Source organism: Dermacoccus sp. PE3, from assembly GCF_001021715.1.
Lineage (GTDB): Bacteria > Actinomycetota > Actinomycetes > Actinomycetales > Dermatophilaceae > Dermacoccus > Dermacoccus abyssi.
The window spans coordinates 439779-466000 of the sequence record NZ_LDCM01000002.1; the positions used below are offsets into that span (position 1 = coordinate 439779).

At 68.7% G+C, this 26222-nt stretch carries 24 protein-coding genes, 1 tRNA gene and 2 pseudogenes; 16 read left to right on the top strand and 11 right to left on the bottom strand.

Going from position 1 to position 26222, the window contains the following annotated elements; translation table 11 throughout:
- Nucleotides 1-26: 26 nt before the first annotated feature.
- Nucleotides 27-2375, top strand: a complete 2349-nt coding sequence (locus AA983_RS07470) for a bifunctional (p)ppGpp synthetase/guanosine-3',5'-bis(diphosphate) 3'-pyrophosphohydrolase (RefSeq protein ID WP_047311574.1) — start codon at nt 27-29, stop codon at nt 2373-2375.
- A gap of 32 nt (nt 2376-2407) precedes the next feature.
- On the opposite strand, the gene AA983_RS07475 is transcribed toward AA983_RS07470, so the two are convergent.
- From AA983_RS07475 to AA983_RS07485, 3 genes are all read right to left on the bottom strand, one after another.
- Nucleotides 2408-2914 carry a GNAT family N-acetyltransferase gene (locus AA983_RS07475; protein ID WP_047311575.1) on the bottom strand — a complete coding sequence of 169 codons (507 nt, stop codon included), beginning with the start codon at nt 2912-2914 and terminating at the stop codon, nt 2408-2410.
- 139 nt (nt 2915-3053) lie between these two features.
- Nucleotides 3054-4391 (bottom strand): M18 family aminopeptidase, encoded by a 1338-nt coding sequence (locus AA983_RS07480; RefSeq protein ID WP_047311576.1) that lies wholly within the window; start codon nt 4389-4391, stop codon nt 3054-3056.
- 13 nt (nt 4392-4404) lie between these two features.
- Complete coding sequence (locus AA983_RS07485; RefSeq protein ID WP_231579557.1) at nt 4405-5817, bottom strand: DUF349 domain-containing protein; 1413 nt, start codon at nt 5815-5817, stop codon at nt 4405-4407.
- Between the two features lie 164 nt (nt 5818-5981).
- On the opposite strand from AA983_RS07485, the gene AA983_RS07490 reads away from it, so the two are divergent.
- From AA983_RS07490 to AA983_RS07555, 14 genes are all read left to right on the top strand, one after another.
- Nucleotides 5982-6689: an MBL fold metallo-hydrolase gene (locus AA983_RS07490; RefSeq protein ID WP_047311577.1), complete on the top strand. Its 708-nt coding sequence runs from the start codon at nt 5982-5984 to the stop codon at nt 6687-6689.
- Nucleotides 6686-8032 (top strand): histidine--tRNA ligase, encoded by a 1347-nt coding sequence (gene hisS / locus AA983_RS07495; protein ID WP_047311578.1) that lies wholly within the window; start codon nt 6686-6688, stop codon nt 8030-8032. The genes AA983_RS07490 and hisS overlap by 4 nt, the downstream gene beginning before the upstream one ends.
- 17 nt (nt 8033-8049) lie before the next feature.
- The gene (gene xerD, locus AA983_RS07500) at nt 8050-8979 is read left to right on the top strand and encodes a site-specific tyrosine recombinase XerD (protein WP_047311579.1); all 930 of its coding nucleotides are present in this window, start codon (nt 8050-8052) and stop codon (nt 8977-8979) included.
- Between the two features lie 148 nt (nt 8980-9127).
- Complete coding sequence (locus AA983_RS07505) at nt 9128-9991, top strand: ParA family protein (protein WP_197078981.1); 864 nt, start codon at nt 9128-9130, stop codon at nt 9989-9991.
- An 11-nt stretch (nt 9992-10002) separates the two neighbouring features.
- A complete protein-coding gene (locus AA983_RS07510; RefSeq protein WP_047311581.1) occupies nt 10003-10914 on the top strand; it encodes a ScpA family protein in 912 nt (303 codons plus the stop codon).
- A 1-nt stretch (nt 10915) separates the two neighbouring features.
- Nucleotides 10916-11536 carry an SMC-Scp complex subunit ScpB gene (gene scpB, locus AA983_RS07515; protein WP_047311582.1) on the top strand — a complete coding sequence of 207 codons (621 nt, stop codon included), beginning with the start codon at nt 10916-10918 and terminating at the stop codon, nt 11534-11536.
- Nucleotides 11533-12447: a pseudouridine synthase gene (locus tag AA983_RS07520; RefSeq protein ID WP_047311583.1), complete on the top strand. Its 915-nt coding sequence runs from the start codon at nt 11533-11535 to the stop codon at nt 12445-12447. Before scpB ends, AA983_RS07520 begins: the two co-directional genes overlap by 4 nt.
- Entirely contained in the window at nt 12444-13571 is a 1128-nt protein-coding gene (locus AA983_RS07525) for a prephenate dehydrogenase (RefSeq protein ID WP_047311584.1), read from the top strand. The genes AA983_RS07520 and AA983_RS07525 overlap by 4 nt, the downstream gene beginning before the upstream one ends.
- 9 nt (nt 13572-13580) lie before the next feature.
- Nucleotides 13581-14276 (top strand): (d)CMP kinase, encoded by a 696-nt coding sequence (gene cmk / locus AA983_RS07530; RefSeq protein WP_047311585.1) that lies wholly within the window; start codon nt 13581-13583, stop codon nt 14274-14276.
- Nucleotides 14277-14337: 61 nt separating this feature from the next.
- Nucleotides 14338-14964: a 1-acyl-sn-glycerol-3-phosphate acyltransferase gene (locus AA983_RS07535; RefSeq protein WP_255352619.1), complete on the top strand. Its 627-nt coding sequence runs from the start codon at nt 14338-14340 to the stop codon at nt 14962-14964.
- Between the two features lie 127 nt (nt 14965-15091).
- Complete coding sequence (gene der, locus AA983_RS07540) at nt 15092-16555, top strand: ribosome biogenesis GTPase Der (RefSeq protein ID WP_047311586.1); 1464 nt, start codon at nt 15092-15094, stop codon at nt 16553-16555.
- A 91-nt stretch (nt 16556-16646) separates the two neighbouring features.
- Nucleotides 16647-17279: a hypothetical protein gene (locus AA983_RS07545; RefSeq protein WP_047311587.1), complete on the top strand. Its 633-nt coding sequence runs from the start codon at nt 16647-16649 to the stop codon at nt 17277-17279.
- Nucleotides 17280-17564: 285 nt separating this feature from the next.
- Nucleotides 17565-18494, top strand: a complete 930-nt coding sequence (locus AA983_RS07550; protein ID WP_047311588.1) for a DUF2207 family protein — start codon at nt 17565-17567, stop codon at nt 18492-18494.
- 198 nt (nt 18495-18692) lie between these two features.
- A tRNA-Pro gene (locus AA983_RS07555) sits at nt 18693-18766 on the top strand.
- A 208-nt stretch (nt 18767-18974) separates the two neighbouring features.
- On the opposite strand, the gene AA983_RS15785 is transcribed toward AA983_RS07555, so the two are convergent.
- Nucleotides 18975-19532: a site-specific integrase gene (locus AA983_RS15785; protein ID WP_231579566.1), complete on the bottom strand. Its 558-nt coding sequence runs from the start codon at nt 19530-19532 to the stop codon at nt 18975-18977.
- Between the two features lie 22 nt (nt 19533-19554).
- On the opposite strand from AA983_RS15785, the gene AA983_RS15790 reads away from it, so the two are divergent.
- Nucleotides 19555-19905, top strand: coding sequence for a hypothetical protein (locus tag AA983_RS15790; protein WP_231579559.1), 351 nt, complete (start codon nt 19555-19557; stop codon nt 19903-19905).
- Nucleotides 19906-20188: 283 nt separating this feature from the next.
- Here the strand turns inward: AA983_RS15790 and AA983_RS07565 are convergent, their stop codons facing one another.
- The 7 genes and pseudogenes from AA983_RS07565 to AA983_RS07595 all read right to left on the bottom strand — a co-directional run bounded on the left by AA983_RS07565 (nt 20189) and on the right by AA983_RS07595 (nt 26191).
- Nucleotides 20189-20401: an AlpA family transcriptional regulator gene (locus tag AA983_RS07565; protein ID WP_047311589.1), complete on the bottom strand. Its 213-nt coding sequence runs from the start codon at nt 20399-20401 to the stop codon at nt 20189-20191.
- Complete coding sequence (locus AA983_RS07570; protein ID WP_156170283.1) at nt 20398-20979, bottom strand: hypothetical protein; 582 nt, start codon at nt 20977-20979, stop codon at nt 20398-20400. The genes AA983_RS07565 and AA983_RS07570 overlap by 4 nt, the downstream gene beginning before the upstream one ends.
- Before the next feature lie 82 nt (nt 20980-21061).
- Nucleotides 21062-22767: pseudogene (locus AA983_RS07575) on the bottom strand (type IV secretory system conjugative DNA transfer family protein).
- A gap of 65 nt (nt 22768-22832) precedes the next feature.
- Nucleotides 22833-23348 (bottom strand): hypothetical protein, encoded by a 516-nt coding sequence (locus AA983_RS07580; protein ID WP_047311590.1) that lies wholly within the window; start codon nt 23346-23348, stop codon nt 22833-22835.
- 66 nt (nt 23349-23414) lie between these two features.
- Nucleotides 23415-24901: pseudogene (locus AA983_RS07585) on the bottom strand (ATP-binding protein).
- Nucleotides 24898-25305, bottom strand: coding sequence for a hypothetical protein (locus AA983_RS07590; RefSeq protein WP_156170285.1), 408 nt, complete (start codon nt 25303-25305; stop codon nt 24898-24900). The pseudogene AA983_RS07585 and the gene AA983_RS07590 overlap by 4 nt, the downstream one beginning before the upstream one ends.
- A gap of 94 nt (nt 25306-25399) precedes the next feature.
- A complete protein-coding gene (locus AA983_RS07595) occupies nt 25400-26191 on the bottom strand; it encodes a hypothetical protein (RefSeq protein WP_047311592.1) in 792 nt (263 codons plus the stop codon).
- Nucleotides 26192-26222: the final 31 nt, after the last annotated feature.

Below are 26222 nucleotides of genomic sequence, written 5' to 3' on the forward strand. Positions count from 1 at the left end.
GTGGCGTTTGCCACTACTATCGGCCCATGGTTGAGCAGTCCGGTTCGAGTTCGTCGTCGCGAGTGCGCCAGAGGCTGGTGCGCTTCGGCGGTCCGCGCCCGAGCAACAACCGCGTTCTCGAACCGCTGCTTCGCACCGTTCGCGAGACCCACCCCAAGGCCGACACCGCGCTAATCGTGCGGGCGTACGAGGTCGCGGAGCGCTGCCACCGTCACCAGGTGCGCAAGAGCGGCGACCCGTACATCACGCACCCGCTCGCCGTCGCGACGATCCTTGCCGAACTCGGCATGACGCCGCCGACGCTGGCCGCCGCGCTGCTGCACGACACCGTCGAGGACACGGACTACTCCCTCGACCAGCTGACGAAGGATTTCGGCCCCGAGATCGCCCGCCTCGTCGACGGCGTGACGAAGCTCGACAAGGTCACCTACGGCGACGCTGCGCAGGCCGAAACGGTGCGCAAGATGGTCGTCGCGATGGCGCAGGACATCCGGGTGCTCGTCATCAAGCTCGCCGACCGTCTCCACAACGCGCGCACGTGGCGCTACGTCTCGCAAGCCTCGGCCCAGCGCAAGGCCACCGAGACGCTCGAGATCTACGCTCCGCTGGCTCACCGCCTCGGGATGAACACGATCAAGTGGGAGCTCGAGGACCTGTCGTTCTCGACGCTGTACCCACAGATCTACGACGAGATCGTGCGTCTCGTGGCGGATCGTTCGCCGGCTCGCGAGTCCTACCTGCGCACCGTGAAGGAGCAGGTCGCGAGCGATCTGCGCGCGGCGCGCATCAAGGGTGAGGTCACCGGACGCCCGAAGCACTACTACTCCGTGTACCAGAAGATGATCGTGCGGGGGCGCGACTTCGAGGACATCTACGACCTTGTCGCCGTGCGCGTGCTCGTCGAGTCGGTACGCGACTGTTACGCAGTGCTCGGCACCCTGCACACGCGATGGACGCCCATTCAGGGGCGGTTCAAGGACTACATCGCGATGCCGAAGTTCAACATGTACCAGTCGTTGCACACGACGGTCGTGGGTCCCGGCGGCAAGCCGGTGGAGATCCAGATCCGTACGTACGACATGCACCGTCGCGCCGAGTACGGTGTCGCCGCGCACTGGAAGTACAAGGACGACGCGAAGCGTGGCGTCGAGAACGCCGGCCATGCGGCGTCGACGGCTGCCGGAACGAACGACATGGCCTGGTTGCGGCAGCTGCTCGAGTGGCAGCGCGACACGGAGGATCCGGGGGAGTTCCTCGAGTCGCTGCGCTTCGAGGTCGGCAGCCGCGAGCTGTACGTCTTCACGCCCAAGGGCGGCATCATCGCGCTGCCGGCGGGTTCGACGCCCGTCGACTTCGCGTACGCCGTGCACACCGAGGTGGGGCACCACTGCATCGGTGCCCGGGTCAACGGACGCCTCGCCACGCTGGAGACGACACTCGCCACGGGTGACGTCGTCGAGGTGCTCACGTCCAAGGCCGATGGCGCGGGTCCGAGCCGCGACTGGCTCGGCTTCGTCAAGTCGCCGCGAGCCAAGAGCAAGATCAAGCAGTGGTTCAGCAAGGAGCGCCGCGAGGAGGCCATCGAGAAGGGCAAGGACGCCCTCGCGAAGACGCTGCGCAAGCAGGGTCTGCCGCTGCAGCGGCTCATGTCGCACGACAGCCTGACGGACGTCGCCACGCGCCTCAACCACGCCGACATCGACGCGCTCTACGCCGCGATCGGTGACGGGCACATCTCCACCGAGGCGGTCGTGCGCTCGCTCGTCTCGGCGCTCGGTGGGGAAGAGGCGACCACCGAGGACATGGCGGAGGCGGCGACGCCGCGCACCGGCCGCCCGCGGATGAAGGCCGACCCGGGCGTCACCGTCGTCGGCACGGACGACGTGTGGGTGAAGCTCGCGCGCTGCTGCATGCCTGTGCCGGGCGACGACATCGTCGGCTTCGTGACGACGGGTCGCGGCGTGTCGGTACACCGCAGCGACTGCACGAACATCGACGACCTCAAGCGTCAACCGGAGCGCCTCATCAAGGTGGCCTGGGCGCCGGGACAGGCGAGCGTCTTCCTCGTCCAGTTGCAGGTGGAGGCGCTCGACCGCAACGGTCTGCTCTCGGACATCACACGCGCCCTGAGCGACCAGCACGTCAACATCCTGTCGGCGGCCCTCACGACGGCGAGCAACCGCGTCGCCGTCAGCAAGTTCACGTTCGAGATGGGCGATGCGAGCCACCTCGACCACGTCATGCGTGCCGTCCGGCGCGTCAGCGGCGTCTTCGACGTCTACCGACTGACGGGCACGGGAGCGAAGGCCAAGGACCAGCCGGGGGAGCCGGGCGACAGTGCCGACGAGACCGGGGTAGCGACACAGAAGAACTGACCCGTTCGACCTGGGCGCGCAGAGAGCTTCAGTCAACCTCGCGTTGGTTCGGGAGTCGTGCCCTTCCACAGGGTCTCGCCGTCGATCGTGATGTCGGCCGGCTCCATCGCAAGCCGCTGCGCGATCCGCTGTGACGCCGTGTGGTCGGGATGGATGTGAGCGATCACGTCGGTGATGCCTCGTTCTCGAAGCTGCTCCATGAGGAGCGAGGCTGCGCGGTGGCCGTAACCGTTTCCCTGCCAGGGGACTCCGATCACCCAGGCGATCTCTGTGGGCCCGGTGTCGACAGGGATGGTGGCCTGAACGAAGCCCACTGGCCGCTCGCCGCTGTCAGTCCGGGCGAAGACGAGTTCGTTGATCCAGATCTCGAGGCCGGCGGGGGAGCCATCTCGGGTTTGAACCGCGTAGCGGCGTTCCAGTTCGCCCGTCGTTGGGGGATGACCGCCCGTGAACCGATAGAGCTCGGGATCCGGCAGCACCTCGGACATGTCGGCTGCGTCGCTGACCTGGAGCGGACGAAGTGCGAGGTGCTCAAACATCGTCCCAGTTGATGCCGGTGCGCCAATTCGACGCAACCGAATTAAGCCCGCTCGATGACTGATGAACAAAGTGCAGGTTGTTCGTGAAATATCACGCACAACCTGCACTTTCCTCGTCAGTCGAGCAGCAGCCCGCGTCTCACGCACCTCGTGGGGCGAGGAAGGCCGCGAGCGCGGCCGCGTACATCGCCTGGTCGGCCGCGCCGACGAGTTCACGAATCGAGTGCATCGAGAGGGTCGGGGCGCCGAAGTCGACCGTTGTCGCACCGGAGAGGGCCGCCGTCATCGGGCCGACCGTCGAGCCGCACGGCAGGTCCGAGCGCACGACGAACTCCTGCATGGGCACGCCCGCCTGACGGCATGCGGCGGCGAAGTGCGCCGCCCCGACGGCGTCCGTCGCGTAGCGCAGGTTCGTGTTCACCTTGAGCACCGGGCCGCCGTTCATCGCGATGTGGTGCGCCGGCTCGTGACGATCGGCGTAGTTCGGGTGCGTGGCGTGCGCCATGTCGCCCGAGGCGATGACGGTGCGCGCCAGGGAACGGTGCAGGGCGTCGCGTGACCCGCCGAGGGCCGAGACGATGCGCTCGAGAACGGTGGGCAGGTACGCCGAGAACGCGCCCCGCTCCGACATCGAGCCGATCTCCTCGTGGTCGAACAGCACGATGAGGGGGATGACCGGCTCGTCCGCCGGGTTCTCCACCGCGTCGAGGAGCGCCGTCGTCGCTGCGAAGCTCGTGGCCAGGTTGTCCATACGGGCGCCGGCGACGAACTCGTGGTGCAGCCCCGTGCGAGCCGGGGCCTGCGTGTCGTGCGTCATCGCGTCCCACGCGAGGACGTCGAGGGGCTCGACGCCCACCTGGTCGGCGAGCCACTCGCCGAACGTGGGCACCTGAGAGAGCGCCCAGTGCGGCTCCATGTGAGCCTGCTTGTTGAGCGTCAGGCCGTCATTCGTGGAACGGTCGAGGTGGATGGCGAGCTGGGAGACGCGCAGCAGCGGCTCGTCGCACTGGAACAGGCGCGTGCCGACCGAACCGTCGGCCTCGCGAACGGAGACGCGCCCCGAAAGACCGAGGTCGCGATCGAGCCACGAGTTGAGCAGCAGGCCGCCGTACGGCTCGACACCGAGCATCTGCCATCCGGCGCGCTCGTGATCGGGGCGCGGCTTGATGCGCAGGTTGGGGGAGTCGGTGTGCGCACCGACGATGCGGAAGCCGGGCACCGCCTCCGCCGAAGCCTTCGTGAAGGCGCCTTCACCCACCTGCTCGCTCGACCACGCGACGAGCGAACCGCCCCGCGTCGTGACGTAGCGCCCTGGCGCCGTGGGCCACACGTCGACCTCGTCGAGACGCACGAAGCCCGCCTCCTCGAGCAGACGTACCGTGGACTCGACCGCGTGGAACGGCGAAGGGCTGGTGCTCAGGTAAGCGACCAGCCCTTCGGCGGCCGAATCCGTCGTGAACCGACCGGATCCGAACATCAGATCAAACCTCTCAGCCGTCGAGCTCGCTGGCGGTGGAACGCACCTGGTCGAGCCAGGACTGCTTCGCGTTCAGCTCCTGACGCAGCTTGTTGGCCTTGTTGGAGTTGCCCGACGCCTCGGCGGCGTCGACGTCGGCCTGCAGGTCGGCGATGGCCGACTCCAACTGCGCGACCATCGAGTTGGCGCGGGCGCTCACCTCGGGGTCGGACTTCTTCCACTGCGCCTGCTCGGCGTCACGCACGGCGTTCTCGATGCGGCGCATGCCCTTCTCGAGCCGGTCCATGTCCTTGCGCGGCACCTTGCCCGCGGCGTCCCACTTCTCCTGGAGCGCGCGCAGCTGCGCCTTGGCGGCGCCGAGTTCCTTGACCGGCAGGATCTTCTGACCCTCGGCCAGCAGCTCCTCCTTGACCTTGGCGTTCGCCTCGAACTCCTTGTTCTCCTCGGCGACGACCTCGTCCTTGGCCGCGAAGAACGCGTCCTGCGCGGCCTTGAAGCGCTGCCACAGCGCGTCGTCGTCGGCGCGCGACGCGCGGCCGGCGGCACGCCAATCACCCATGAGGCGCTTGAACGCGGACGCCGTCGAACCCCAGTCGGTGGAGTTCTGGAGCTTCTCGGCTTCGGCGACGAGGCGCTCCTTCTCCTTCTTCGCCGCACCGTGCTGTTCGTCGAGCTTGCTGAAGTGCGCGCGTCGCGTCTTGTCGAAGCCGTTGCGGGCCGCGGAGAAGCGCTGCCAGAGCGTCGACTCGACGTCACGGTCGAGGCGCGCGCCGCCCTTCTGGTGGGTCTTCCACTCGTCGAGGAGCTCACGCATGCGGGTGGTGGACTTCTTCCACTGCACCTTCTCCGGGTCCTGCGCGGCGATCTGCTCGGCCTCGGCGACGAGAGCCTCACGCTGCTTGAGCGCCTCGGCTTTCGCGGCGGCGCGCTGCTCGCCCTCGACCTGCGCCTTGACGCGCAGCGCCGTCGCGATGTCCTCGACGATGCCGTCGAGCGCCGGCAGGTCACCGACGACGTTCGCCTCGCCGACCTGCTTGCGCAGGTTCTTCAGCGACTCGGTGGCGTCGTGGGCCGAAACGTCAGTCTGCGTGACGCGCTGCAGGAGCAGGGCTGCGCTGGCGTGCAGTTCGTCGTACTTGCGCGCGAAGTAGGCGAGCGCCTCGTCCTCACTCTTGCCGGGGTAGGAACCGACAGCCTTCTCACCGTCTGGGGTCTTGACGTAGACCGTGCCGTCCTCGCCGACACGGCCGAACGACGCCGCGTTGGACGTGGACTCGGCAACGGGGGCGATGGGCGCTGCAGGAGCGGCAGCGGGCATCCCGGACGCTTCGGCGGCGGCCGGAACCGCGGTGGGCTTCGGCATTGCGCTCGGCTTGATGGAACCGGGCGTCGGGGTGGGAGTGGTGGAGTCCTCGGACACGTTCATGCCTTTTTCTCGACGTAGCCGGGGAATCGGTCATGCGTCACCCCGGCAGCAACCCGATCAGTCTAGGTGGGATGCGGCCAATGTCACGCCCGGACGGGCAACACACTTCACGGCACTGAGGTACGCACGAAAGCCGAGTGGCCGCGGCCAGTAGGCTTGGGCGGGTGCTGACCGTTTCCTTCCCTGCTGCCGCGATGGGCACGAACTGCTACGTCGTCGCGCGTGAGCGCGGCTCCGAGTGTGTGGTCGTCGACCCGGGCATCGGCGTCACCGACCAGCTCGAGCACGTGCTCGCCGAACTCGACCTCAAGCCGACCGCGGTACTGCTCACGCACGGCCATCTCGACCACACCTTCTCCGTGACGCCGGTGTGCGGCGGCACGATCGCGGCGCACATCCACGAGGACGACCGCTACCGCCTCGTCGATCCGTACGCCCAGCTCGGCCCGCAGCTTCGCGGCATGCTCGAGCAGTCGTTCGGCAAGGCCGCCACGTGGCAGGAGCCCGAGAAGGTCGTCTCGATCCACGAGGGCGCCCCACTGGAGCTCGCCGGCCTGACGTTCGGCGTCACCCATGCACCGGGGCACACGGAGGGTTCGGTCATGTTCACGATCGACGACGTTCCCCAGGGGCTCGACGACGCCACGGCGGCGTCGGTGACGAGCACCGTCGTCACCGGTGACGTCCTGTTCGCCGGCTCGATCGGCCGCACCGACCTCATCGGCGGCAGCGCCGAAGCCATGCAGCGCAGCCTGCGCGACAAGGTGCTTCCGCTGCCCGATTCCTCCCTCGTTCTTCCCGGGCACGGCCCGGCTACCACGATCGCGCGTGAGCGCGCCACCAACCCGTATCTCCAAGGACTCACCTCATGAGCAAGGTCACGCCGATCTCCGGCTTCCTCGAATGGCTTCCCGCACAGCGTTACGCCGAGCAGATGGTGCTCGACGTCATCGCTGAGGTCTTCGAGCTCCACGGCTTCGAGCCGATCAACACGCGGGCCGTGGAGCCCGTCGAGCGTCTGGTCGGCAAGGGCGGTGACGCGGACAAGGAGATCTACGCCGTCTCCCGCCTGGCTGCCGACGAGAGCGACGCGAAGGAGGCCGGACTCGGCCTGCACTTCGACCTCACGGTGCCCTTCGCCCGGTACGTGCTCGAGAACTCCGGCAAGCTGACGTTCCCGTTCCGCCGCTACCAGATCCAGCCGGTCTGGCGCGGCGAGCGCCCGCAGGCGGGGCGCTACCGCGAGTTCGTTCAGGCCGACATCGACATCGTCGACGCGGGGGAGTTGCCCTTCCACTACGAGGTCGAGCTCCCGCTCGTCATCGCCGACGTGTTCAAGCGCCTGCCCATCGGTGACTTCCGCATCCAGGTGAACAACCGCAAGATCCCCGAGGGCTTCTACCGCGGCCTCGGCATCGACGACATCACCGGCACGCTGCGCATCGTCGACAAGCTCGACAAGATCGGACCGGCGAAGGTCAAGGAACTGCTCGTCGCCGAAGGCGTCAGCGACGAGAACGCCGACAAGGTGCTCGCCCTCGCCGCGATCTCGACGAGCGACTCCAGCTTCGTCGAGAAGGTGCGCGCTCTCGGCGTCGAGCACGAGATTCTCGACGAGGGGCTGGCGCAGCTCAAGGCCGTCATCGACACCGCGGCCGAGCACGCGCCCGGTCTGCTCGTCGCGGAACTCAAGATCGCGCGCGGTCTCGACTACTACACCGGCACGGTCTACGAAACGCAGCTCGTCGGTGACGAGGTGTACGGCTCGATCTGCTCCGGTGGCCGCTACGACGCGCTCGCCAGCGACGGCAAGAAGACCTACCCGGGTGTGGGCCTCTCGATCGGTGTTTCACGCCTGCTCGCGAAGCTCATCGGTGAGCGCGGCCTCGCCGCCACGCGCCCGACGCCCACCGCGGTGCTCGTCGCCGTGACGGACGAGGCATCGCGTGACGAGAGCATGCGCGTGGCGGCCGCACTGCGCGCTCGTGGCATCCCGACGCTCGTCTCGCCGAAGGCAGCCAAGTTCGGCAAACAGATCCAGTTCGCCGACCGTCGCGGCATCCCCTTCGTGTGGTTCCTCGGCGGCGAGAGCGACGGCGTTCCCAACGCCGATCAGGTGAAGGATCTGCGCTCCGGCGACCAGAGCGACGCCGATCGCCACACGTGGACGCTCCCGGCCGAGGACGCGCAGCCGACGCTGCACCTGCCCGGCTGAGGAACGAACGAGGCGACATGAACGAGGCGCCCGCCGCGCTGCGTGACGCCGCGACGGCGTGGCTGCACCACCTCCAGGTCGAGCGGGGCGTCTCGGCGAACACACTGGCCGCGTATCGCCGGGACGTCGCCCGTTACCTCGCCTTCCTCGCCGCCGACGGTGTGAACTCGCCCGAGGGCATCGAGGAGAAGCACGTCGAGGCCTTCCTTCGTCACCTGCGTGAGGGGGACGCGGAGCACAAGCCGCTTGCTGCGAGTTCGGCTGCCCGCACCCTCGTGGCCGTGCGCGGCTTCCACACCTTCACGTCGCTGGAGACGGGCAGCGACGACGCGGCGGCCGACGTCGCACCACCCACGCCGGCGCGCAAGCTGCCGAAGGCTATTCCCGTCAGCGACGTCGAGCGGCTTCTCGAGGCCACGGGGGGAGAGGGCCACCCCGGCGGTCTGCGTGATCGTGCCCTGCTCGAAGTTCTCTACGGTGTGGGCGCGCGCGTCAGCGAACTCGTCGGCCTCGACGTCGACGACGTGGACCTCACGACGAAGTCGGTGCGCCTGTTCGGCAAGGGCAGTAAGGAACGCATCGTCCCGCTCGGCTCGTACGCGGCTGACGCCCTCACCGCGTACCTCACCCGCGAGCGGCCGAGCTTCGCCCAGAAGGGCAAGGGAACGCCGGCCGTGTTCATCAACCAGCGCGGTTCGCGCCTCACGCGCCAGAGCGTGTTCGATGTCATTCGTCGCAGCGCCGAGACCGCCGGGCTCACGGGGGAGATCTCGCCGCACACCCTGCGTCACTCGTTCGCCACGCATCTGCTCGAGGGCGGCGCCGACGTCCGGGTCGTGCAGGAACTGCTCGGGCATGCGTCGGTCACGACAACGCAGATCTACACCATGGTCTCGGTGCAACAGCTGCGCGAGACGTTCGCCGCGGCGCACCCGCGTGCCCGCTGATCCGCAGCTCGTTTGGGCATGGCGCGAGGCCGCGCGCTAATCTTGAGGAGATTGGCGAGATGCCAAACGTTCAACTATCACTGGAGGCTTGCGAGTGACGTCCGACGGCACGCCCAAGGCGGCGAATCCTCAAGGTCAACTTGACCGTTTGCCCGGAATCGACGCGACGGGGCAGTGGGGACCGACCGGTCGACCCCTGCCCGGCTTCCCGACGCCTCCGATGCTCGACTCGCACGGCCCGGCGCGCATCATCTCGATGTGCAACCAGAAGGGCGGCGTCGGCAAGACGACGTCGACCATCAACCTCGGCGCGGCGCTGTCCGAGTACGGCCGCAAGGTGCTGCTCGTCGACTTCGACCCGCAGGGTGCGCTCTCCGTCGGTCTCGGCGTGCGCTCACACGATCTCGATGTGACGATCTACAACCTTCTCGTCGAGAAGGACCACGACATTCACGACGTCATCCAGCACACCCGGATGGCGGGCCTCGACGTTCTGCCCGCCAACATCGACCTGTCGGCCGCCGAGGTGCAGCTCGTCGGTGAGGTGGCCCGCGAGATGGTTCTCGCTCGCGTGCTGCGCGCCGTCGAGGACGAGTACGACGTCATCCTCATCGACTGCCAGCCGTCGCTCGGACTGCTCACCGTCAATGCGCTCACCGCCTCGCACGGCGTCGTCATTCCGCTCGAGGCCGAGTTCTTCGCGATGCGCGGAGTGGCCCTGCTCGTCGAGACGATCGAGAAGGTTCAGGATCGACTCAACCCGCGTCTCGAGATCGACGGCATCCTTGCCACGATGTACGACGGACGCACGCTCCACAGCCGCGACGTCGTGCGCTCGGTCGTCGACCACTTCGGTGACCAGGTCTTCCACACCGTCATCTCGCGCACCGTGAAGTTCCCCGACGCCACGCTCGCCGCGGAGCCGATCACGCAGTACGCCTCGAACCACGGTGCGGCCGAGTCCTACCGTCAGCTGGCGCGTGAGCTCATCTCGCGCGGCGGCGCACCCTGACCGAGACGCCGGTGAGCGACGAGGCGCCGACCGCGTCGGCACCTGAGGCGCAGGAGACGCAGGAGACACCCGGCGGAGTTCTCACGAGGCGGGCCGCGACGACGCCGTTCCACGTCCACCTCGGTGAGGTCTTCGACGGCCCGTTCGACCTCCTGCTCGGCCTCATCTCAAAGCACCGTCTCGACGTCACGGAGATCTCGCTCTCGCAGGTCACCGACGAGTTCGTCGCGCACATTCGTCGTGCGCGCGCCGCGAGCGACGAGTGGGATCTGTCCGAGGCGAGCGAGTTCCTCCTCGTCGCAGCGACCCTGCTCGAGATCAAGGCCGCGCGGCTCGTGCCGAGCCTCACCGCCGACGAGGACGACTTCGAACTCATCGAGGCCCGCGATCTGCTCTTCGCCCGGCTGCTGCAGTACCGGGCGTTCAAGGACATGGCGACGTTCCTCAACGAGCGGATGCAGACCCACGGCCGCCTCGTCGCGCGTCAGGCCGGACTCGAGGCGCGCTTCGCGGGGCTCCTGCCCGAACTCGTCATGACGGCGACGCCGGAGCAACTCGCCGTCGTCGCGGCGCGGGCACTGACGCCGAAGGTGCCTCCGACTGTGGCGGTGGATCACCTCCACGCCGTGCAGGTGAGCGTGCGCGAGCAGGCCACGATCGTCACGTCGAAACTGCGACGCAGTGAGCAGCTGACGTTCGCGCAGCTCGTCGCCGACGCGGACAACACGCTCGTCGTCGTGGCGCGCTTCCTCGCGGTGCTCGAACTGTTCAAGGAATCCGCCGTGACGTTCGAGCAGGAGGCCCATCTCGAGCCGCTCAGCGTGCGCTGGAGCGCGGCCCCCGACGCGCGCATCGTCGTCTCGGACGAGTTCGACGGTGAGCCCTGGGACAATGAAGGAGTGAACGGAGGTGGAGATGACTGAGATGCCGCAGGAGCAGCCCGACCGGGCGGCACCGCGCGACGGTGGCGAACCCCTTGTCGTGCACCACCTTCCGGGCGGTCTGCGCTCGACGTTGGAAGCCGTTCTCATGGTCGTCGACGAGCCCGTCTCGGTGCCCGATCTCGCGTCCGCGTTCGGTGTGGGCGAGAGCGAGATCCGCGCCAACCTCGAAGGCCTGGAGGTCGAGTACCGCGCCCAGCAGCGCGGCTTCACCCTGCGTGAGGTCGACGGCTCGTGGCGGATGTACTCCCGCCCGGTCTACGCCGACGCCGTCGAGAAGTTCCTTCTCGGCAACCAGCAGGCGAAGCTCACACAGGCTGCCCTGGAGACCCTCGCCGTCATCGCGTATCGCCAGCCGATCTCGCGTTCGCGCGTGGGCGCGACCCGCGGTGTCAACGTCGACGGCGTCACGCGCACGCTCGTCACGCGCGGCCTCATCACCGAGGTCGGCTCCGACGCCGAGGGCGGCGCCACGCTCTACGGCACCACCCCGTACTTCCTGCAGCGTCTCGGCATCGGCTCGCTCGACGAGCTCCCGCCGCTGGCGCCCTACCTGCCGGACGCTGCGATCATCGACGAACTAGTGGAACAAGGACACGGATGAACAACAAGAAGCCCCGCCCCGGTGCGCGCGACAAGCGCAGCACCCGCGTCAACCGCGGCTCCGGCGGCAAGGTCAGCCGCTACGAGGCCGACGTGCTCGGCATCGGCACGACGAAGGACGGCCAGCCGGTCGCTCCGCCGCGCGAGCGTCAGCCCAAGAAGGCTGCGCAGCGCGACGTGCACGTCGACGAGGGAACGCGCCTGCAGAAGGTGCTCGCGCAGGCCGGCGTCGGCTCGCGCCGTCACTGCGAGAACCTCATCGCCGAAGGGCGCGTCGAGGTCGACGGTCAGATCGTGAGCGAGCTCGGCACGCGTGTCGACCCCGAGACCTCGGTCATCCACGTCGACGGTGCGCGCATCCAGCTCGACGACACGCTCGTCTACATCGCGTTCAACAAGCCCACCGGCGTCGTCTCCACGATGGAGGACGACATGGGTCGCCCGTCCGTGGGGGAGTACCTCGAAGGACGCACCGAGCGCCTCTTCCACGTCGGACGCCTCGACCAGGACACCGAGGGCCTGCTCCTACTGACGAACGACGGTGACCTCGCCAACCGTCTGCAGCACCCGCGCTACGGCGTCGAGAAGGTCTACCTCGCCACGATCCAGGGCCCGGTGCCGCGCGACCTGGGCAAGCGCCTGCGCGAGGGCATCGAGCTGGAGGACGGGCCGGTCAAGGTCGACTCGTTCAAGGTCGTCGACAGTCAGCCGGGTATGGCGCTCGTCGAGGTCGTCATCCACGAGGGCCGCAACCACATCGTGCGTCGCATGCTCGAGGCCGTCGGCCACCCGGTCATCGCCCTCGCCCGCCCGCAGGTCGGCCCCGTCAAGGTCGGCGACCTTCGCCCGGGCAAGATGCGCCCGCTCAACAAGCGCGAGGTCGCGGCGCTGTACAAGACCGCCGGGCTGTGAGCGTTCCGCAGCGTGTACGCGTCGTCGGCGCCGGGCTGCTCGGTACGTCGATCGCGCTCGCGCTGCGGGTGCGGGGTGTCGACGTCACGCTGACCGACACCTCGCCGGTTTCCGCGGCTCTGGCCGCCGACATGGGCGGCGGTCGTCTCGCGTCGGATGACGATGCAGCGCCCGATGTCGTCGTGGTCGCGGCCCCACCGGACGTCACGGCCGATGTCATTACGGCCGAACTCGAACGCTGGCCGGAAGCCACGGTCACCGACGTCGCGAGCGTGAAGAACGCGGTCGTCGTCGCGGTGCGAGAGCTCGCCGGCGCCGACGCCGCTGCCCGTTACGTTCCTGGGCACCCGATGGCGGGACGTGAGCGAAGCGGCGCCGTCGCCGCGCGCAGCGACCTCTTCGAGGGCCGCACCTGGGTCGTGTGCCCCGACGGTGCCGAGGCGGAGCGGGTGCGTGATGTCATCTCGCTCGCGGAGTCCGTCGGCGCGCGCGTCGTGACGATGGCGCCCGAGGAGCACGACACCGCCGTCGCGGCCGTCTCACACGTGCCGCAGCTGGCCGCCAGCCTCGTCGCGGCGCAACTGCGCGAGCTCTCGGAACCCGCTGTCGGGCTGAGCGGCCAGGGCGTCCGTGACGTCACACGCATCGCCGCGAGCGACCCGCTCCTGTGGACGCAGATCCTCGCGGGTAACGCGCGCGCCGTGCGCCCCGTCGTGGACCGCTTCATCGAGGAACTCACCGCAGTGCGCGACGCATTGCGTGCCGTCGAGCAGCCCGACTCGCCTGCGGCGGGTGACGGCCTCGGGCCGGGCCCCCGTGCTGTGCTCGCAGGCACGATCGCGGCGGGCCAGGACGGGCAGGCGCGCATTCCCGGCAAGCACGGCACGCCCCCGACGACCTACGCGACCGTTGCCGTCGTCGTCCCTGACGAGCCGGGTGCTCTCGGGAGACTCTTCGTCGTCGTCGGGGAGAGCGGCGTCAGCGTCGAGGACCTGCGCCTCGAGCACGACGCCTCGGTCGCCGCAGGTCTGCTGGAGATCGACGTGCTGCCGGTCCGGGCCGAGGTGCTGCGCGAGGCCCTGGCGGCCAAGGGCTGGTCGGTTCATGTGCTCGAGACGCACTAGAATCCCCGCATGACGAGTACGAGCAGCGGTTTCCGGGTCGCCATCGATGGGCCCTCGGGCTCCGGCAAGTCGAGCGTGAGCAAGAAGGTCGCAGCGCACCTGGGCATCGGTTATCTCGACACGGGCGCCATGTACCGGGCCCTCACGTGGTACTGCCTCGACGCGGGCATCGACCTCGACGACACCGAGGCCGTCGCCGACGCCGTCGCCGCGATGCCACTCGAGATGGGCACCGATCCGAAGGCTCCCAGCATCTCCATGGGCGGAAACCCCATCGATTCCGACATCCGCACCACGCGCATCGCCGAGGTGGTCTCCAAGGTCGCGACGAACCTCGCGGTGCGCCCCAAGCTGCAGCAGCGTCAGCGCGAGCTCATGGCGCAGATCGCCGCCGACCAAGGGGGAGTGGTGGCCGAGGGCCGCGACATCACCACGGTCGTCGCGCCGGACGCGGAGGTGCGAATCCTCATGGTGGCGAGCGAGGAAGCCCGCCTGGCTCGTCGCTCCAAGGAGGTGCACGGTGGTGCCGACGAGTCGATGATCGCCGCAACGCGCGCCCAGATCGTCGACCGCGACAAGGCAGACTCGACCGTTTCCCAGTTCATGACCGCCGCTGACGGTGTCGTCACCCTCGACACGAGCGAACTGACGTTCCAGCAGTCCGTCGAAGCTGTGCTGACCCTCGTCGAGCGTGCAACCGCCTGAGCGTCTGCGCAGCGCTGCGCAACACCTGGACGAGCGGCTGGCCTCTCGGCTGCCGCGTCCCGTGGACGCTGATCGAGGCGTACGAGTAGGCCAACGTTTGGGCGTCGGGCTGCTGCGGCCCCTGTACCGCGCACGGGTGACGGGTCAAGCGCACGTGCCTTCGCGTGGGCCGGTCATTCTCGTCGCGAACCACGTCGGCTTCATCGACGGGCCGCTGGGGTTCATCACGTCCCCGCGACCGGTGCACTTCCTCGTCAAGCGGGCGTACTTCGTCGGGCCGGTCGGTTGGCTCCTGCGCGGCGTCGGGCAGATCCCGATCACGCAGCGCAGCGCCGACCGTGAGGCGCTCACCAGCGCACGGGAGGTCCTGCGCGCAGGCGGGGTCGTCGGCGTGTTCCCCGAAGGAACGCGCGGCAGTGGCGACGTGGCGAGCGCCCAGCAGGGAGCCGCGTTCCTTGCCCTGGGAACGAAGGCGGTCGTCGTTCCGGTTGCCTTGTCGGGAACGGCGGGTCGCTCGAAGGGTGCGTTGCCGCGCGTGCGTTCACGCCTGTCGGTGACGTTCGGCGAACCGTTCGACCTCGCAGGCGTGCCCGAGGTCGCTGCCGTCACCGGTCGCGAGCGCGTTGCCGTGGCCACCGAGGCGCTGCGTATGCGCCTCGCGGAGCACGTGCGCGCTGCCCGAATCTGACTTTTCGCCCAAGTGCGCGAGAATGGTGTCTGACGCCCGTTCGGCGTCATGGCGCGGCGCGACACGGATCAGACTCCGATCGACGAGCGAACCGCGCAGAACTTTCCGACATTCGAAGGTATGACGCGTGAGCGACGAGCAGAACTTCCCAGGCGACGAGTCCGTCGAGCAGGCCCTCCGGGTCGGGCTCGAGGACTTCGACCTCAGCGACGAGGACCGCGCCCTCCTCAGCGGCGAGGGCGGTGACGACGAGGGCTTCAGTGAGGCCGACCTGCGCCCTGTTGTTGCCGTCGTCGGACGCCCCAACGTCGGCAAGTCGACTCTCGTCAACCGCATCCTCGGCCGCCGTGAGGCCGTCGTCGAGGACGTTCCGGGTGTGACGCGTGACCGTGTGGCCTATGACGCCGAGTGGGTCGGGCGCCGCTTCACGCTCGTCGACACCGGCGGCTGGGAGGTCGACGCCACGGGCATTCACCTGCGTGTCGCCGAGCAGGCCGAGGTGGCTGTCGAACTCGCCGACGCCGTGATGTTCGTCGTCGACGCCACCGTCGGTGCCACCGACACCGACGAGGCCGTCGTCAAGCTGCTGCGCCGCTCGAAGAAGCCGGTCGTGCTCGTGGCCAACAAGGTCGACGACAACCGCACCGAGGCGGACGCCGCGATGCTGTGGTCGCTCGGTCTCGGCGAGCCCTACCCGGTCTCGGCCCTTCACGGGCGCGGCACGGGTGACGCCCTCGACGCCATCATCAACGAGCTTCCGGACAAGTCGGCCGTCGCCGGCGCCTACCCGCGCGGCGGCCCCCGTCGCGTCGCGCTGCTCGGGCGCCCGAACGTCGGCAAGTCGTCGCTGCTCAACAAGCTCGCCGGCTCCGAGCGTGTCGTTGTCGACAACGTCGCGGGCACGACGCGTGACCCGGTCGACGAATACATCGAACTCGGTGACAAGACGTGGCGCTTCGTCGACACCGCCGGTATCCGCCGACGCGTTCACCAGACCCGCGGCGCCGACTTCTACGCGTCCCTGCGCACGCAGACGGCGTTGGAGAAGGCGGAGGTCGCCGTCGTCCTCATCGACGCGGAGCAGAGCATCGCCGAGCAGGACGTCCGTGTCGTCCAGCAGGTCATCGACGCAGGCCGCGCCCTCGTCGTCGCGTACAACAAGTGGGATCTGCTCGACGAGGAGCGCCGCTACTACCTGGAGAAGGAGATCGAGCGCGAGCTCGTGCAGGTGCCGTGGGCGCCGCGCGTCAACATCTCCGCCGCCACGGGGCGTCACACGGACCGTCTCGTCCCGGCGCTCGAGGTAGCTCTCGACTCGTGGGACCAGCGCATCCCGACGGGCCGTCTCAACGCGTTCCTCGGCGAGGTCGTGGCAGCCCACCCGCACCCCGTGCGTGGTGGTAAGCAGCCGCGCATCCTGTTCGCGACGCAGGCCTCGACGCGTCCGCCGCGCTTCGTCATCTTCGCGAGCGGCTTCATCGAGGCCGGCTACCGCCGCTTCATCGAGCGTCGCCTGCGCGAGGAGTTCGGTTTCGACGGCACGCCCATCGAGATCTCGGTGCGCGTGCGCGAGAAGCGCAAGCAGCGCTGATCCAGCTGTGGCCACGACCGGCCGCCGTCTCTGTTCGAGACGGCGGCCGTCGCCTATGGCGAGCCAGCACACACACTCAAACGGGGTCGCCATGTTCAGCCGCTCGCACAAGGACCAGCCGTCGCAGGACGCCAACCAGACGGCCTCGGGTGTGCCGGATGTCCATCGGGAGGCGCAGGTGGTGCGTTTCGACCCGCCACGGGGGCTTCGTGCCCCCTACGTCGGAGCGCTGCTCGACGGCAAGCTCGGCACGTGCGGGGTGAGCGCCATGCTGATCGACCTGTCACTGCGCGGTTGGTTCGCCATCGAGCAGGAGGGTAAAGACTGGGCACTCGTCTCTGCGACGCAACTGCCGCCCCGCGGCGACACCGCGAGCCGCGCTGAGGAACTGCTCATGGATGCCCTCTTCCGGCCCGGCCTGACGCAGACGCCCGGTGACGCCGTGCCGCGTCAGTACGTGTCTCCGTCGTCGCTCAAGCACCGCCTCCAGGGGCATGTCGAGGGGGTGGCGACGGCGCTGGGCGACGAGATGGTGGCCCACGGCGTCGCAACCCGCAATCCGGCGTTCCGCGGGATGCTGGGGCGCCGGGGGTCATGGCTGAGCTCCGACGGCGAGCGTCTCAAGCGGGAGGCGGCGTCGTTCGAGCACTACCTCGCGAAGGTCGAAAGCAAGCAGCTCGCGAACGATCAGAGCGAGGGCTTCGTGGGCGGCTACCTCGCCTAGGCGGTGGCGTTCGAACTCGTCGGTGCGTGGTCCAAGGAACTCGACACCGCCCAGACGGGACGTCCGACGTCCGCGGCTGGGCAGATGCTCGCCGAGATGCACCGCAACCCGATGCTGGTCGGCATGGCTGCTGCGTCATCGGGCGGTTTCTCGCTTGACGATCTTGTATGTGCTCGCCGTGGCGCGAAACTACGGCGCGAAGTTTTTCGGAGATCGCTGAGCCGGTCTGCCAGAGGCTCGGCGCGGTGGCTAGGCTGTGAGCGCCCCGCGAACGAAAGGTCATCGATGTTCGGTTGGAACCACGATTACGAGTACGTCGGCGTCACGCCCGGTCTCACTCCGGCTGACGGCACGGGGGAGGTCCGTCGCGTCAAGGGGCGCAAGGAGTGGGCCGGCGAGGCAGCCGTGCAGTTCGCGCCGCCCAAGGGCGTCAGCGCGGCTCTCGCGGGCACCGTGGTCGACGGCAAGGTGGACCCGCGTGACATCGGGGCCATGATGATCGATCTGTCCCTTCGCGGGTGGTTTCGCATCGACAAGCAGGATGACTCGTGGTTGTTCGTGCAGAACGAGTTCCCGCGCGACGACATCATCACGCAGGTGGAGGCCGACTTCCTCAACGCGCTTTTCCCGCCCGGCGTGAAGTACGTCGGGTTGGAGCAGATGAAGCGCCAGCTGCGGGGGCCACTGCGGCACATCACGGACTCGCTGTACCGCGAGACGATGGAGCGCGGCTGGTACGAGCGTGACCCGCGCAGCAAGGGTTTCCTCGGCCTCGCGGGCCGTTCGCCGCGCACGGCCGACGGCACGGCTGTTCGCATCCAGACGCTCGGTTTCCGCAAGTACATCGCGACGGCGGAGGCCAGTCAGATCAAGTACGAAGAGGCAGCAGGGTTGTTCAGCCGCTACCTGCCGTACGCCATGATCTTCGGGCTGACAGAGCGCTGGGCGTCGGTCATCGGCGACGTCGCCAAGGCGGCCCAACTCGAGGGCTACGGCAACATCATGGGCGGCCTGGCATCCGACCCCTTCTTCTGGCTGTTCTTCGGTGACGACATTGCGTATCTCGGCATCGAGGCCATCGGCGGACTGGCTGATCTGCTCGGCGACGGTGCGGGCCTGTTCGACCTCGGCGACATGGCCGGCGGCCTCGGCGACGTATTCGGTTCCGTCGGTGACGCCATCGGCGACATCGCGGGGGACATCTTCGACTTCTGAGCCTCGCTGACCCCTGCGAGTGGGGCGCGCGTCACCCGATTGTGAGGCGCCCGCCACCGTGGGGTAAGGTTCATTTCGCCCTTCGGGGCTTGCGCCCTCGGGCGCAACGGGCTGTGGCGCAGTTTGGTAGCGCACTTGACTGGGGGTTAAGGGGTTTACCCCGCTCTAGTCGGCCCGAACAACTGAAAATCCATGCCACGGGCTGTGGCGCAGCTTGGTAGCGCACCTGACTGGGGGTCAGGGGGTCGCAGGTTCAAATCCTGTCAGCCCGACGTAAAAGCCCTGGTGAGAGTAGGTTTCTCACCGGGGCTTCTTCATGTCCGAGGGTGGTTTTCGGTGGTCCCCCTCTGGTCCCCTCGGTGTCGCGCCGGGCGGGCGCCTGTGGACAGCGAGACCGCCTCGACCCGCTCCCCTGTGGAGAAGGGGACCAAAAGGGGACCAGAACGACTGCGAGGCTGCTCGCGCGGACGCGGGCGCACATCACAGGCCCCTGGCCGAGGGGCCGCTGCGCCGTGCCTGCTTGCGCTGTCCGGCGGCGGAGAGGAAGGCGTTGGCCTGCTCGGCTGCTGAGGCGAGATGCCGGTCGTCGGGGTGGAGGTAGCCGCGGGTAGTTTCCATCGACGCGTGGCCGAGGATGTCTTGCAGTACGTGCAGTGGGACGCCGGCGTCGGCCATCCAGGTTGCTCCGGTGTGGCGCAGGCCGTGCCGGGTGAGGTCGGGCAGGCCGAGCTTCGCGACGATGCTGTCCCAGTTGGTGGCGCCGCGGACGGTCGCGGTGGTGAGGTAGCCGCCCTTCGGGCCGACGAGGAGTTGGTCTTCGGGTTCCTTGCCTTCGGTGAGGCGTTCCAGGACGGGGCGGAGCGGTTCGAGGATCGGCACCCGGCGTTCTTTTCGACTCTTGGTCGGCTTGGTGACCAGGCCGCCCTTGCCGGGGAAGACCTGCCTGCGGATCACAACGAGGTTCTTGGCGAAGTCCACGTCTCCGACCTGCAACCCGGACACTTCCGAGGATCGCGCGGCCAGTAGCGCGGCGAGCATCACGAAGTCGCTTGTAGGACTGGTGGAACTTGCCGCAGGCCTTTGCGAGCCGGTTGAGGGTCTTCATGTCTGGGATCGCGTGCGCCCGCGGGGAGGATTGTTCGGCGGACTGGCCGCGGAAGGCGTTGCGGTTCAGGCTCCGCTTGGCGCGGTTCTTCGCGGGGTTGATCTGGATCAGCCCGTCCCGGACCGCTTCATCGAGCACGCGGACGAGCGGCGCGATGGTGTTCTTGATGGTCGACGCGCCGTGCCGCTTCTCCCACTCGTCGATGGTGCGGTCGATGATCCCGGCCGTGATCTGGGTGACGGGCAGATGCCCGAGCGCGGGCAGCACCCGCAGTTTCAGCCCGTACCCGTAGGTCTCGCCTGTTGAGGTCGGGTCCAGGCCCCGCGCCCACCGGTCGCCAATTGAGGTGACGAACTCCAAGAGGGTCATCGACACGTCCATGCCCTTGGTCGATGAGTTGCGGAGCTGGTCGAAGAAGGCGTGCGCTGCGGCCTCGTCGGGCACGATCTCCGACCGGGTGATACGCCGTTTGGTGGTCGCATCGGTCCACCGGGCTCGGGCGCGGATGCCGTAGGAACGACGCTCCATGTCCGTGGACAGCTTCACCCCGATCGGCGGCACATGCTTAGGCGCAGCGGTCGGCTGGGGCTCAGCTCTCCGCGGCATGGTCGTGTTCGAGCTCGGCGAGCCAGCGGTCCACCGCATCGAGCCGGTACCGGGCGATCCCGCCGAGGCGCAGGAACGGCGGTCCGGTCCCGGCCGAGCGCCACCGTGACAGCGTGGACTCCGAGACCTTCAGGTACGCCGCGACCTCACGGCTGTGCATCAGGGGTGACACCACGAGTGGTCCGTTGTCGCTCATGACATTTCTCCGGTGTCGGGGTCGAGGTCGCGGTAGAACGCTTCCTCGCCCTCGCGTCGGGCGGCGACGTCGGCCATGACGAACTCCACGAACTCGGCGTCGCGGTCGATGATCGGCACGTCCTCGATCGGCTCTGCGGGTTCCTCACCAGGCCAGGCGGTCTGCCTGGTCGGCCGGTCGTGATCGAGCTTCGTGCCCGACGCGGCAGCCCATTCGCGGAGCCGCTGGCGAGCGTCAGCGAAGTCGCGGTGCCAGCCGAGCGGGGCGGACCCGTTCTGGTCGGGGTCGTAGGCGCAGAGCCAGTGCAGATGTAGAGCGGACAGTTCCCACAGCACCTCGGGGTGCGTGTACCAGGCCGGCGGGATGACAGAGGCGGGAAGCCCGTAGGTGTGGAGGAGCCAGTTGACCCATGCGTTGAGCTCCAGCCACTCGACCTCGGCGTCGTCGGCGTTCAGCAGATTCCAGTTGATCGGGTGCGGGGGCTCGGCGATCAGCGGGTCGTCATAGCCATCATCCGTCTCGTCCGGGTCCGGGTCGGGAACGTTACTCGCGGTCACGTCATCGGTGGCGTCGGACATGCTGTGCTCCTGTCTGCTAACGCGAGCGGTCATCGCGGCTCGCTATGGCAGCGAGGTGAGCCACGAGGCGACTGGCGCGTGCTCAGTCAGTGCGGCGCAGCAGAGCCTCAATCTCGGCGCGGTCGGCGGTGAGCTGGGCGGCGTCAGGGCGCTTGGGCCACGGGTGCAGGTCGGTGACGATCGGTGGTGCGGAGCGCAGCAGCACGATCCCGGTTACGAACGGGAGCCGGCGGATACGGTCGGGCGGGAAGATCGGCACCCGCCGGACGGACCTCTGGATGGAGCGGGTGCCGTGATCGCCCAGGGTCACGGAGTCGGTGTACTCGTCGCGTTCCCCGACGAGCGCGGACAGGTCCTGCAAGTCGCGGCTGTTGGATGCGCCGCCGAGGATCACCTTGACGATCGAGGCGTCCCAGATCGCGCCCGCCTGGTGCTCGTTCCACTTGTCCCTGGCTTGGGCGAGGCTCTGCAGCACCGGCATCGTCGTGATGCCCGACCCGCCCCCTTCCGCCATCAGTGTCGGAAGCGATGGCAGTGTCGACAGGTTGGCTATCTCGTCCAGTGCCAGCAGCAAGGGCGGATCGAGCCTGGCGCCGGGCGAGCGTGCGGCGAGCCGGCGGGCGGTCTCGATGAGGTCTTCCACGAGCGCGGCCACCAGCGCAGCGGATGCGCCGGCCCCTGAACCAGTAGCCAGCAAGAACAGGGTGCCCTTGTTCTGGATGAACTGCTCGGGCTCGAAGCCCTCGCCGGGGCCGGGCGAGACGGCATCAAGCACCCGCGGGTCGGCCAGCGAGCCAAGCGCCAGGGAGACGCCCTGCCAGATGGAGTCCCGGGTGCGCGGGTCGGAGTCGATCATCGCCTCCAACGACTCCGCCCACCCCGTCGCCGCCAGCGGAGAACTGGTCAAGATCGCCACCGCATTGGCGGCCGCGGTCGGGTCGAGGGTCCACCGGAACAGCTCGGCCGGCGGCCGGTTGCCGATCGCCGCTGCGTGCAGCAGCGATTGCAGGGCGGCCCGTGTCTTGCCCTCCCAGAATCCGCCACCATCGACTCCGCCGGCGGACAGCCCGGTGCCGGCGGCGAGCCCGGTAGCGCGGATCATCGCCGTCTGCGGGGACTCACAGCCCCGGATCGGTGACCACCGCATCCCCGCAGGCAGACCCTCCGCCAAGTGTTGGGGGTCGAAGATCGCGACTGGCCCGATCCGACACCGGGCGAGCATCGTCGCGGTCAGGTTGTCCGGCCGGGTGCTCGTGGCCACGACTGCACCGGGAGCGTCGAGGATCGCGGGGATCACCAGATGCAGGCCTTTGCCGCTTCGGGGCGGTCCGATGACCATGATCGAGTCCTCCACACTCGCCCACACGCCCGCGCCCTTGGAGACACCCAGCCGGTAGCCCACGTCCTGCGGACGCGGGCTGTCCGGACCGGGCCGGAGGCTCCCGCCCGGCGCAGCAGCGCCTTCTCAGACGCGGCAGTGTTGACCTACGAGCGAGTAGCGATGCCGGCTATCCGACGCGGGTCCTGCTCGACCTGGTGGGTGTGCAAGCGCAGCCGCGTCCAGGGCCAGAGCCCGCCGGTGACGAGGCTGGCGAGCGGCAGGCTCGCGACGATCCAGTAGACGACCGGGCTCAGACCGGGCGCGCCGAGGGCTGCCGCGGGGTCTCCGGGGTCGAACAGCACCCCGATCCCGGAGGCGGGCCCGCCGGTCGGCTGGCTCGTGCCCGTGATCCATGCCGCGACCGATCCGGCGCCACGGAGCATAAGTGCGATGCCGAACAGCATCATCAGCCCGATAATGGCCGCGTTGGTCAGCTCGTCTTCAAAGGAGCCGGTCTGCCGCCCCTGACCGTTCACGGCGCCACCCGTTGGACGACGACCCTGCCGCAGACGCGTCCGAGCAGCAGCACCTCCACGACGCCGCCCGAGGTGTCCGCGCTGAGCTGTGCGGCGTCGATGAGGGCGCGAGCGGCGCCGGTCCCGGCGGCGTCAGTGTGCCCGGTGATGGCGGCGACGGCCACATCCTCACCCGGCACGAAGCCATCGCCCTCGACAGTGAGAAACACCGGAAGCGGTGCTGGATTCTCGGCCTCGGGCTTCGGCTGGGTTGCTCGGCGACGGCGGGGAGCGATGATGTCGGTGAAGGTCGTGCCGTCCGCTTCGCGAACCTCTACCCTCGCCGGTGTCGTCCGGTCGTTCGTGGCGTGGTCGATGATCTGCCCGAACGAGGATCGTCGCCACGGCGGCGCGAAAGGGTCGGGGTCCAGCCGTTTCCCGTCGACGGTGACGGTCACGGTGCCGTCCTCGTGCACATCGAGCACGACGAACGGGATGGCGACCGGAACGGGCTCAGGCTCGGGTTTCCTCATGCCGCGAGGTGAGCCGGAGCCCGACTACGCGAATGGGCCGCGCGGTTCCGGTCAGGATTCGTGAACTTACGGGTTTCCGCCGGTCATGCGGGCGGTGGTGTCGAACGCGGCCAGCTCGGCGGGGTGGAGTTGATGCTGCACCACGAAGGCCCGGTCCTTGATCCGCCAGAGCCCTTGCCCGGTGCCGAGTCCGGGCAGCAGGCGCTGTTCGGTGCCGGTCAGCCCGAGCGCGACGGCGGTAGGGCCGAGCTGATCGGTCTCCTGCCTATAGACGATCCTCGTCTCCGCATTTGCCAGCAGGCTGTTCGCCAGAGCCCGGTTCGCCGACCCTGCGTCGCCGACGTTCTCCAAGTCGGTCAGCTTGTGGAACACGAGCAGATTCGCCAGCCCGTAGTGCCTCGCCAGCCGCCAGTGCGCATCCATCCTGCGCAAGAGCGCCGGATGGGACATCAGCCTCCATGCCTCGTCGTAGACGACCCACCTGCGGCCCCGTAGGGATCGAGCAGAGCGGCTTCCATCCATGCCGACGAGCAGGTCATGAACACCGAAATCAGCGTGCTGTTCTCCGTGACGCGCGACAGGTCGAGACTGACCATCGGCAACGACGGATCGAACCTGACGGTGCTCGGCCCGTCGAACAGACCGGCCAGATCCCCGGCTACCAGGCGGTGCAGCGCGTGGCCGACCTGGCGGCCGTCCTCGGTGAGCCGGCCGTCCGGGTCGTCGGCAGGATCGGGGCGCAGCAGCCGCTCGACGACCATCGGCAGGATCGGCACGTCCGCATCGCGCACCGTCCCGGCCAGGGCGGTGTCGATCGCGGTGTGCTCCAATGGCGCCAGCCGCCGATCCAGCACCGTCTCCGTCAAGGCTCCGAGTAGATCGCGGCGTCGCGCGGCGAGGGTGGTGGCCCACTCCTGGTCGGACAGGCCGCCGGGCCGGTAGCCCTCATCGGGTGGGTTGAGCCTGTTGCCCATCCCGTGCCCGAGGATGATCGCTTTCCCGCCGACTGCCTCGGCGACGCCCGAGTGCTCGCCTTTCGGGTCGCCTGGGACGTAGACCCTGTATCCGAAGGGAAGGCTGCGGGTGTAGAGGCTCTTGGCGAGCGAGGACTTCCCGGAGCCGACAATGCCGGCGAGGATGAGGTTCGGGGCGGTGATGATGCCCCGCTGATAGAGCACCCACGGGTCATAGACGAACGACGAGCCCGAGTAGAGGTCCTGGCCGATGAACATTCCGGCCGACCCCAGCCCGGCTTCGGCGAGAAGGGGATACTGCCCGGCAAGCACCGCGCTGGTGTCCTGATGCCGGGGCAACCGGAACCGGCCCGGCGAGCGGAGCATCGCCGGACCCGTCTCACCCGCAGACGGCAGGTAGATCGTGGCGCGACGCTCGGCACGCTCGGCCTCAGCCTTCGCATGCGACGCTTCCTTCTCCACCCGGCGCTGCTCGGCGATCAGGCGCGCAGCGGCCTCATTCCGTGCCTTCCGTAGCCGGCGCCGTTCCGAGGCGGGAGCGACGAGGACGGCGGTGTGCAGCTTCTCGTCCCGGCTCACAGTGACGGCCCCTGCGTCGGGCGCGCCGCGCCGTGCTCGGAACGCTCGAACCAGTTCTGATGCGGCGTTGTCTGCGCTCGCGGCCGCCGCTGGTTGGCGAGCTGTTCGCCCTCGGCCAGCAGGGTCAGCGCGTCGGCGTTCTGACGTGCGGCCTCGGCGATCCACTCGGGGAACAGACGCTCGTGCTTGGGAATGCTGCCGGGGTTGTCCATGGCGTACTGGCGGGCATCGCCCGCCGTGCTGAGGAACGTGGCGAGGTCTCGCATCAGCCGCTCCGGGGCGACCTGGGCACCGGCTCCGGTGAACAGGTCCCGGCCTCCGAGCACTTGCCCGGTCGTGGTGTTCTCGATTCGGTAGGCGTGCCTCTGGTGCTCACCCACCGGGGAGTCGGGCCAAACCGTCAAGATGAGCGTGCCTGCTTGCGAAGTCTTGGACGGGGCGGGTTCTGTCGTGTTCATGCCGCTAGGTGCTCGTCCGCGACCTCGGCGGCGCAGAGACCTACAGCGAGAGCCCGCGAGCCTGCTTGACCGCGGCGACGCCGGGATGCTCGAACCAGCCGCCCTCACGCACCGCGCTACGCCGCGTCGCGCTCTCGCGTGTGGGTGTCGAGCGTGGCGCCGGGACGTGCGATTCGGCGGGCGGGTCGATGGCGTCTTCGGCGCGGATCATGTGCCGCCGGTAGAGGGAGACGTGCCCGGCGTGCGGGTTGTAGGTCATCGCGTAGTCGCCGGTCTCGGCTTGCCGGTCACCTGCGTAGACAGGTGCGGAGTCGTGGACATCGCCGTTGACCATCGCCGCGTCGGTCGTCTCGGCGCCGTAGTCCCACTGCGACAGGTGGTCGATGCACGCTTTCACCCCTTTGGCGTCGATGAGGTCGAGCACCCGGTCGGCGTCCTCGCCTTGGAGAAAAACGATGCCGGCCCATCGCTCCACGAGGCGATCCTGCGGGTTCCACACGATCCGGCCCGAGTGGGTCATGGCCGCGCTGAGGCGGTCGTCGGCCTGGTCGATGAGCGTGCCGGCCTGGTGCAACTTGTCGGCCGCGGCCAGCGCCTCGGCTGCGCCGCCGCTGTACTCGCGGCACTCGTCCGTGACGTGATGCTGGTGGTTCAGGTGTGCGGCGGCGAGCTGGTCGAGCACCTGCCGCAACGATCGCAACCCGCCCAGCAGGTCTCCGATCACAGCGTACGTGTCGGCCGGGCTCTCGAAGGTGCGGGTGGCGTGCGCGAGCCCGCGCAACGCCTCGTAAGCTTCGCCGGCATCACGGGCCGGATCGGTGAACGTGGGCATCACGGGCCTCCCTCTGCTACTGCGTTGATGC

Bases quoted from the DNA above. Each gene is read 5' to 3' on its own strand.
- AA983_RS07520 (WP_047311583.1), top strand. From the start codon at position 11,533: ATGAACAACAAGAAGCCCCGCCCCGGTGCGCGCGACAAGCGCAGCACC.
- cmk (WP_047311585.1), top strand. From the start codon at position 13,581: ATGACGAGTACGAGCAGCGGTTTCCGGGTCGCCATCGATGGGCCCTCG.
- AA983_RS07545 (WP_047311587.1), top strand. From the start codon at position 16,647: ATGTTCAGCCGCTCGCACAAGGACCAGCCGTCGCAGGACGCCAACCAG.
- AA983_RS07485 (WP_231579557.1), bottom strand. From the start codon at position 5,817: ATGAACGTGTCCGAGGACTCCACCACTCCCACCCCGACGCCCGGTTCC.
- AA983_RS07595 (WP_047311592.1), bottom strand. From the start codon at position 26,191: ATGCCCACGTTCACCGATCCGGCCCGTGATGCCGGCGAAGCTTACGAG.
- AA983_RS07580 (WP_047311590.1), bottom strand. From the start codon at position 23,348: ATGAGGAAACCCGAGCCTGAGCCCGTTCCGGTCGCCATCCCGTTCGTC.
- AA983_RS07475 (WP_047311575.1), bottom strand. From the start codon at position 2,914: ATGTTTGAGCACCTCGCACTTCGTCCGCTCCAGGTCAGCGACGCAGCC.
- AA983_RS07470 (WP_047311574.1), top strand. From the start codon at position 27: ATGGTTGAGCAGTCCGGTTCGAGTTCGTCGTCGCGAGTGCGCCAGAGG.
- scpB (WP_047311582.1), top strand. From the start codon at position 10,916: ATGCCGCAGGAGCAGCCCGACCGGGCGGCACCGCGCGACGGTGGCGAA.
- xerD (WP_047311579.1), top strand. From the start codon at position 8,050: ATGAACGAGGCGCCCGCCGCGCTGCGTGACGCCGCGACGGCGTGGCTG.
- hisS (WP_047311578.1), top strand. From the start codon at position 6,686: ATGAGCAAGGTCACGCCGATCTCCGGCTTCCTCGAATGGCTTCCCGCA.
- AA983_RS07565 (WP_047311589.1), bottom strand. From the start codon at position 20,401: ATGAGCGACAACGGACCACTCGTGGTGTCACCCCTGATGCACAGCCGT.
- AA983_RS07550 (WP_047311588.1), top strand. From the start codon at position 17,565: ATGTTCGGTTGGAACCACGATTACGAGTACGTCGGCGTCACGCCCGGT.
- AA983_RS07570 (WP_156170283.1), bottom strand. From the start codon at position 20,979: ATGTCCGACGCCACCGATGACGTGACCGCGAGTAACGTTCCCGACCCG.
- AA983_RS07480 (WP_047311576.1), bottom strand. From the start codon at position 4,391: ATGTTCGGATCCGGTCGGTTCACGACGGATTCGGCCGCCGAAGGGCTG.
- AA983_RS15785 (WP_231579566.1), bottom strand. From the start codon at position 19,532: ATGCTCGCCGCGCTACTGGCCGCGCGATCCTCGGAAGTGTCCGGGTTG.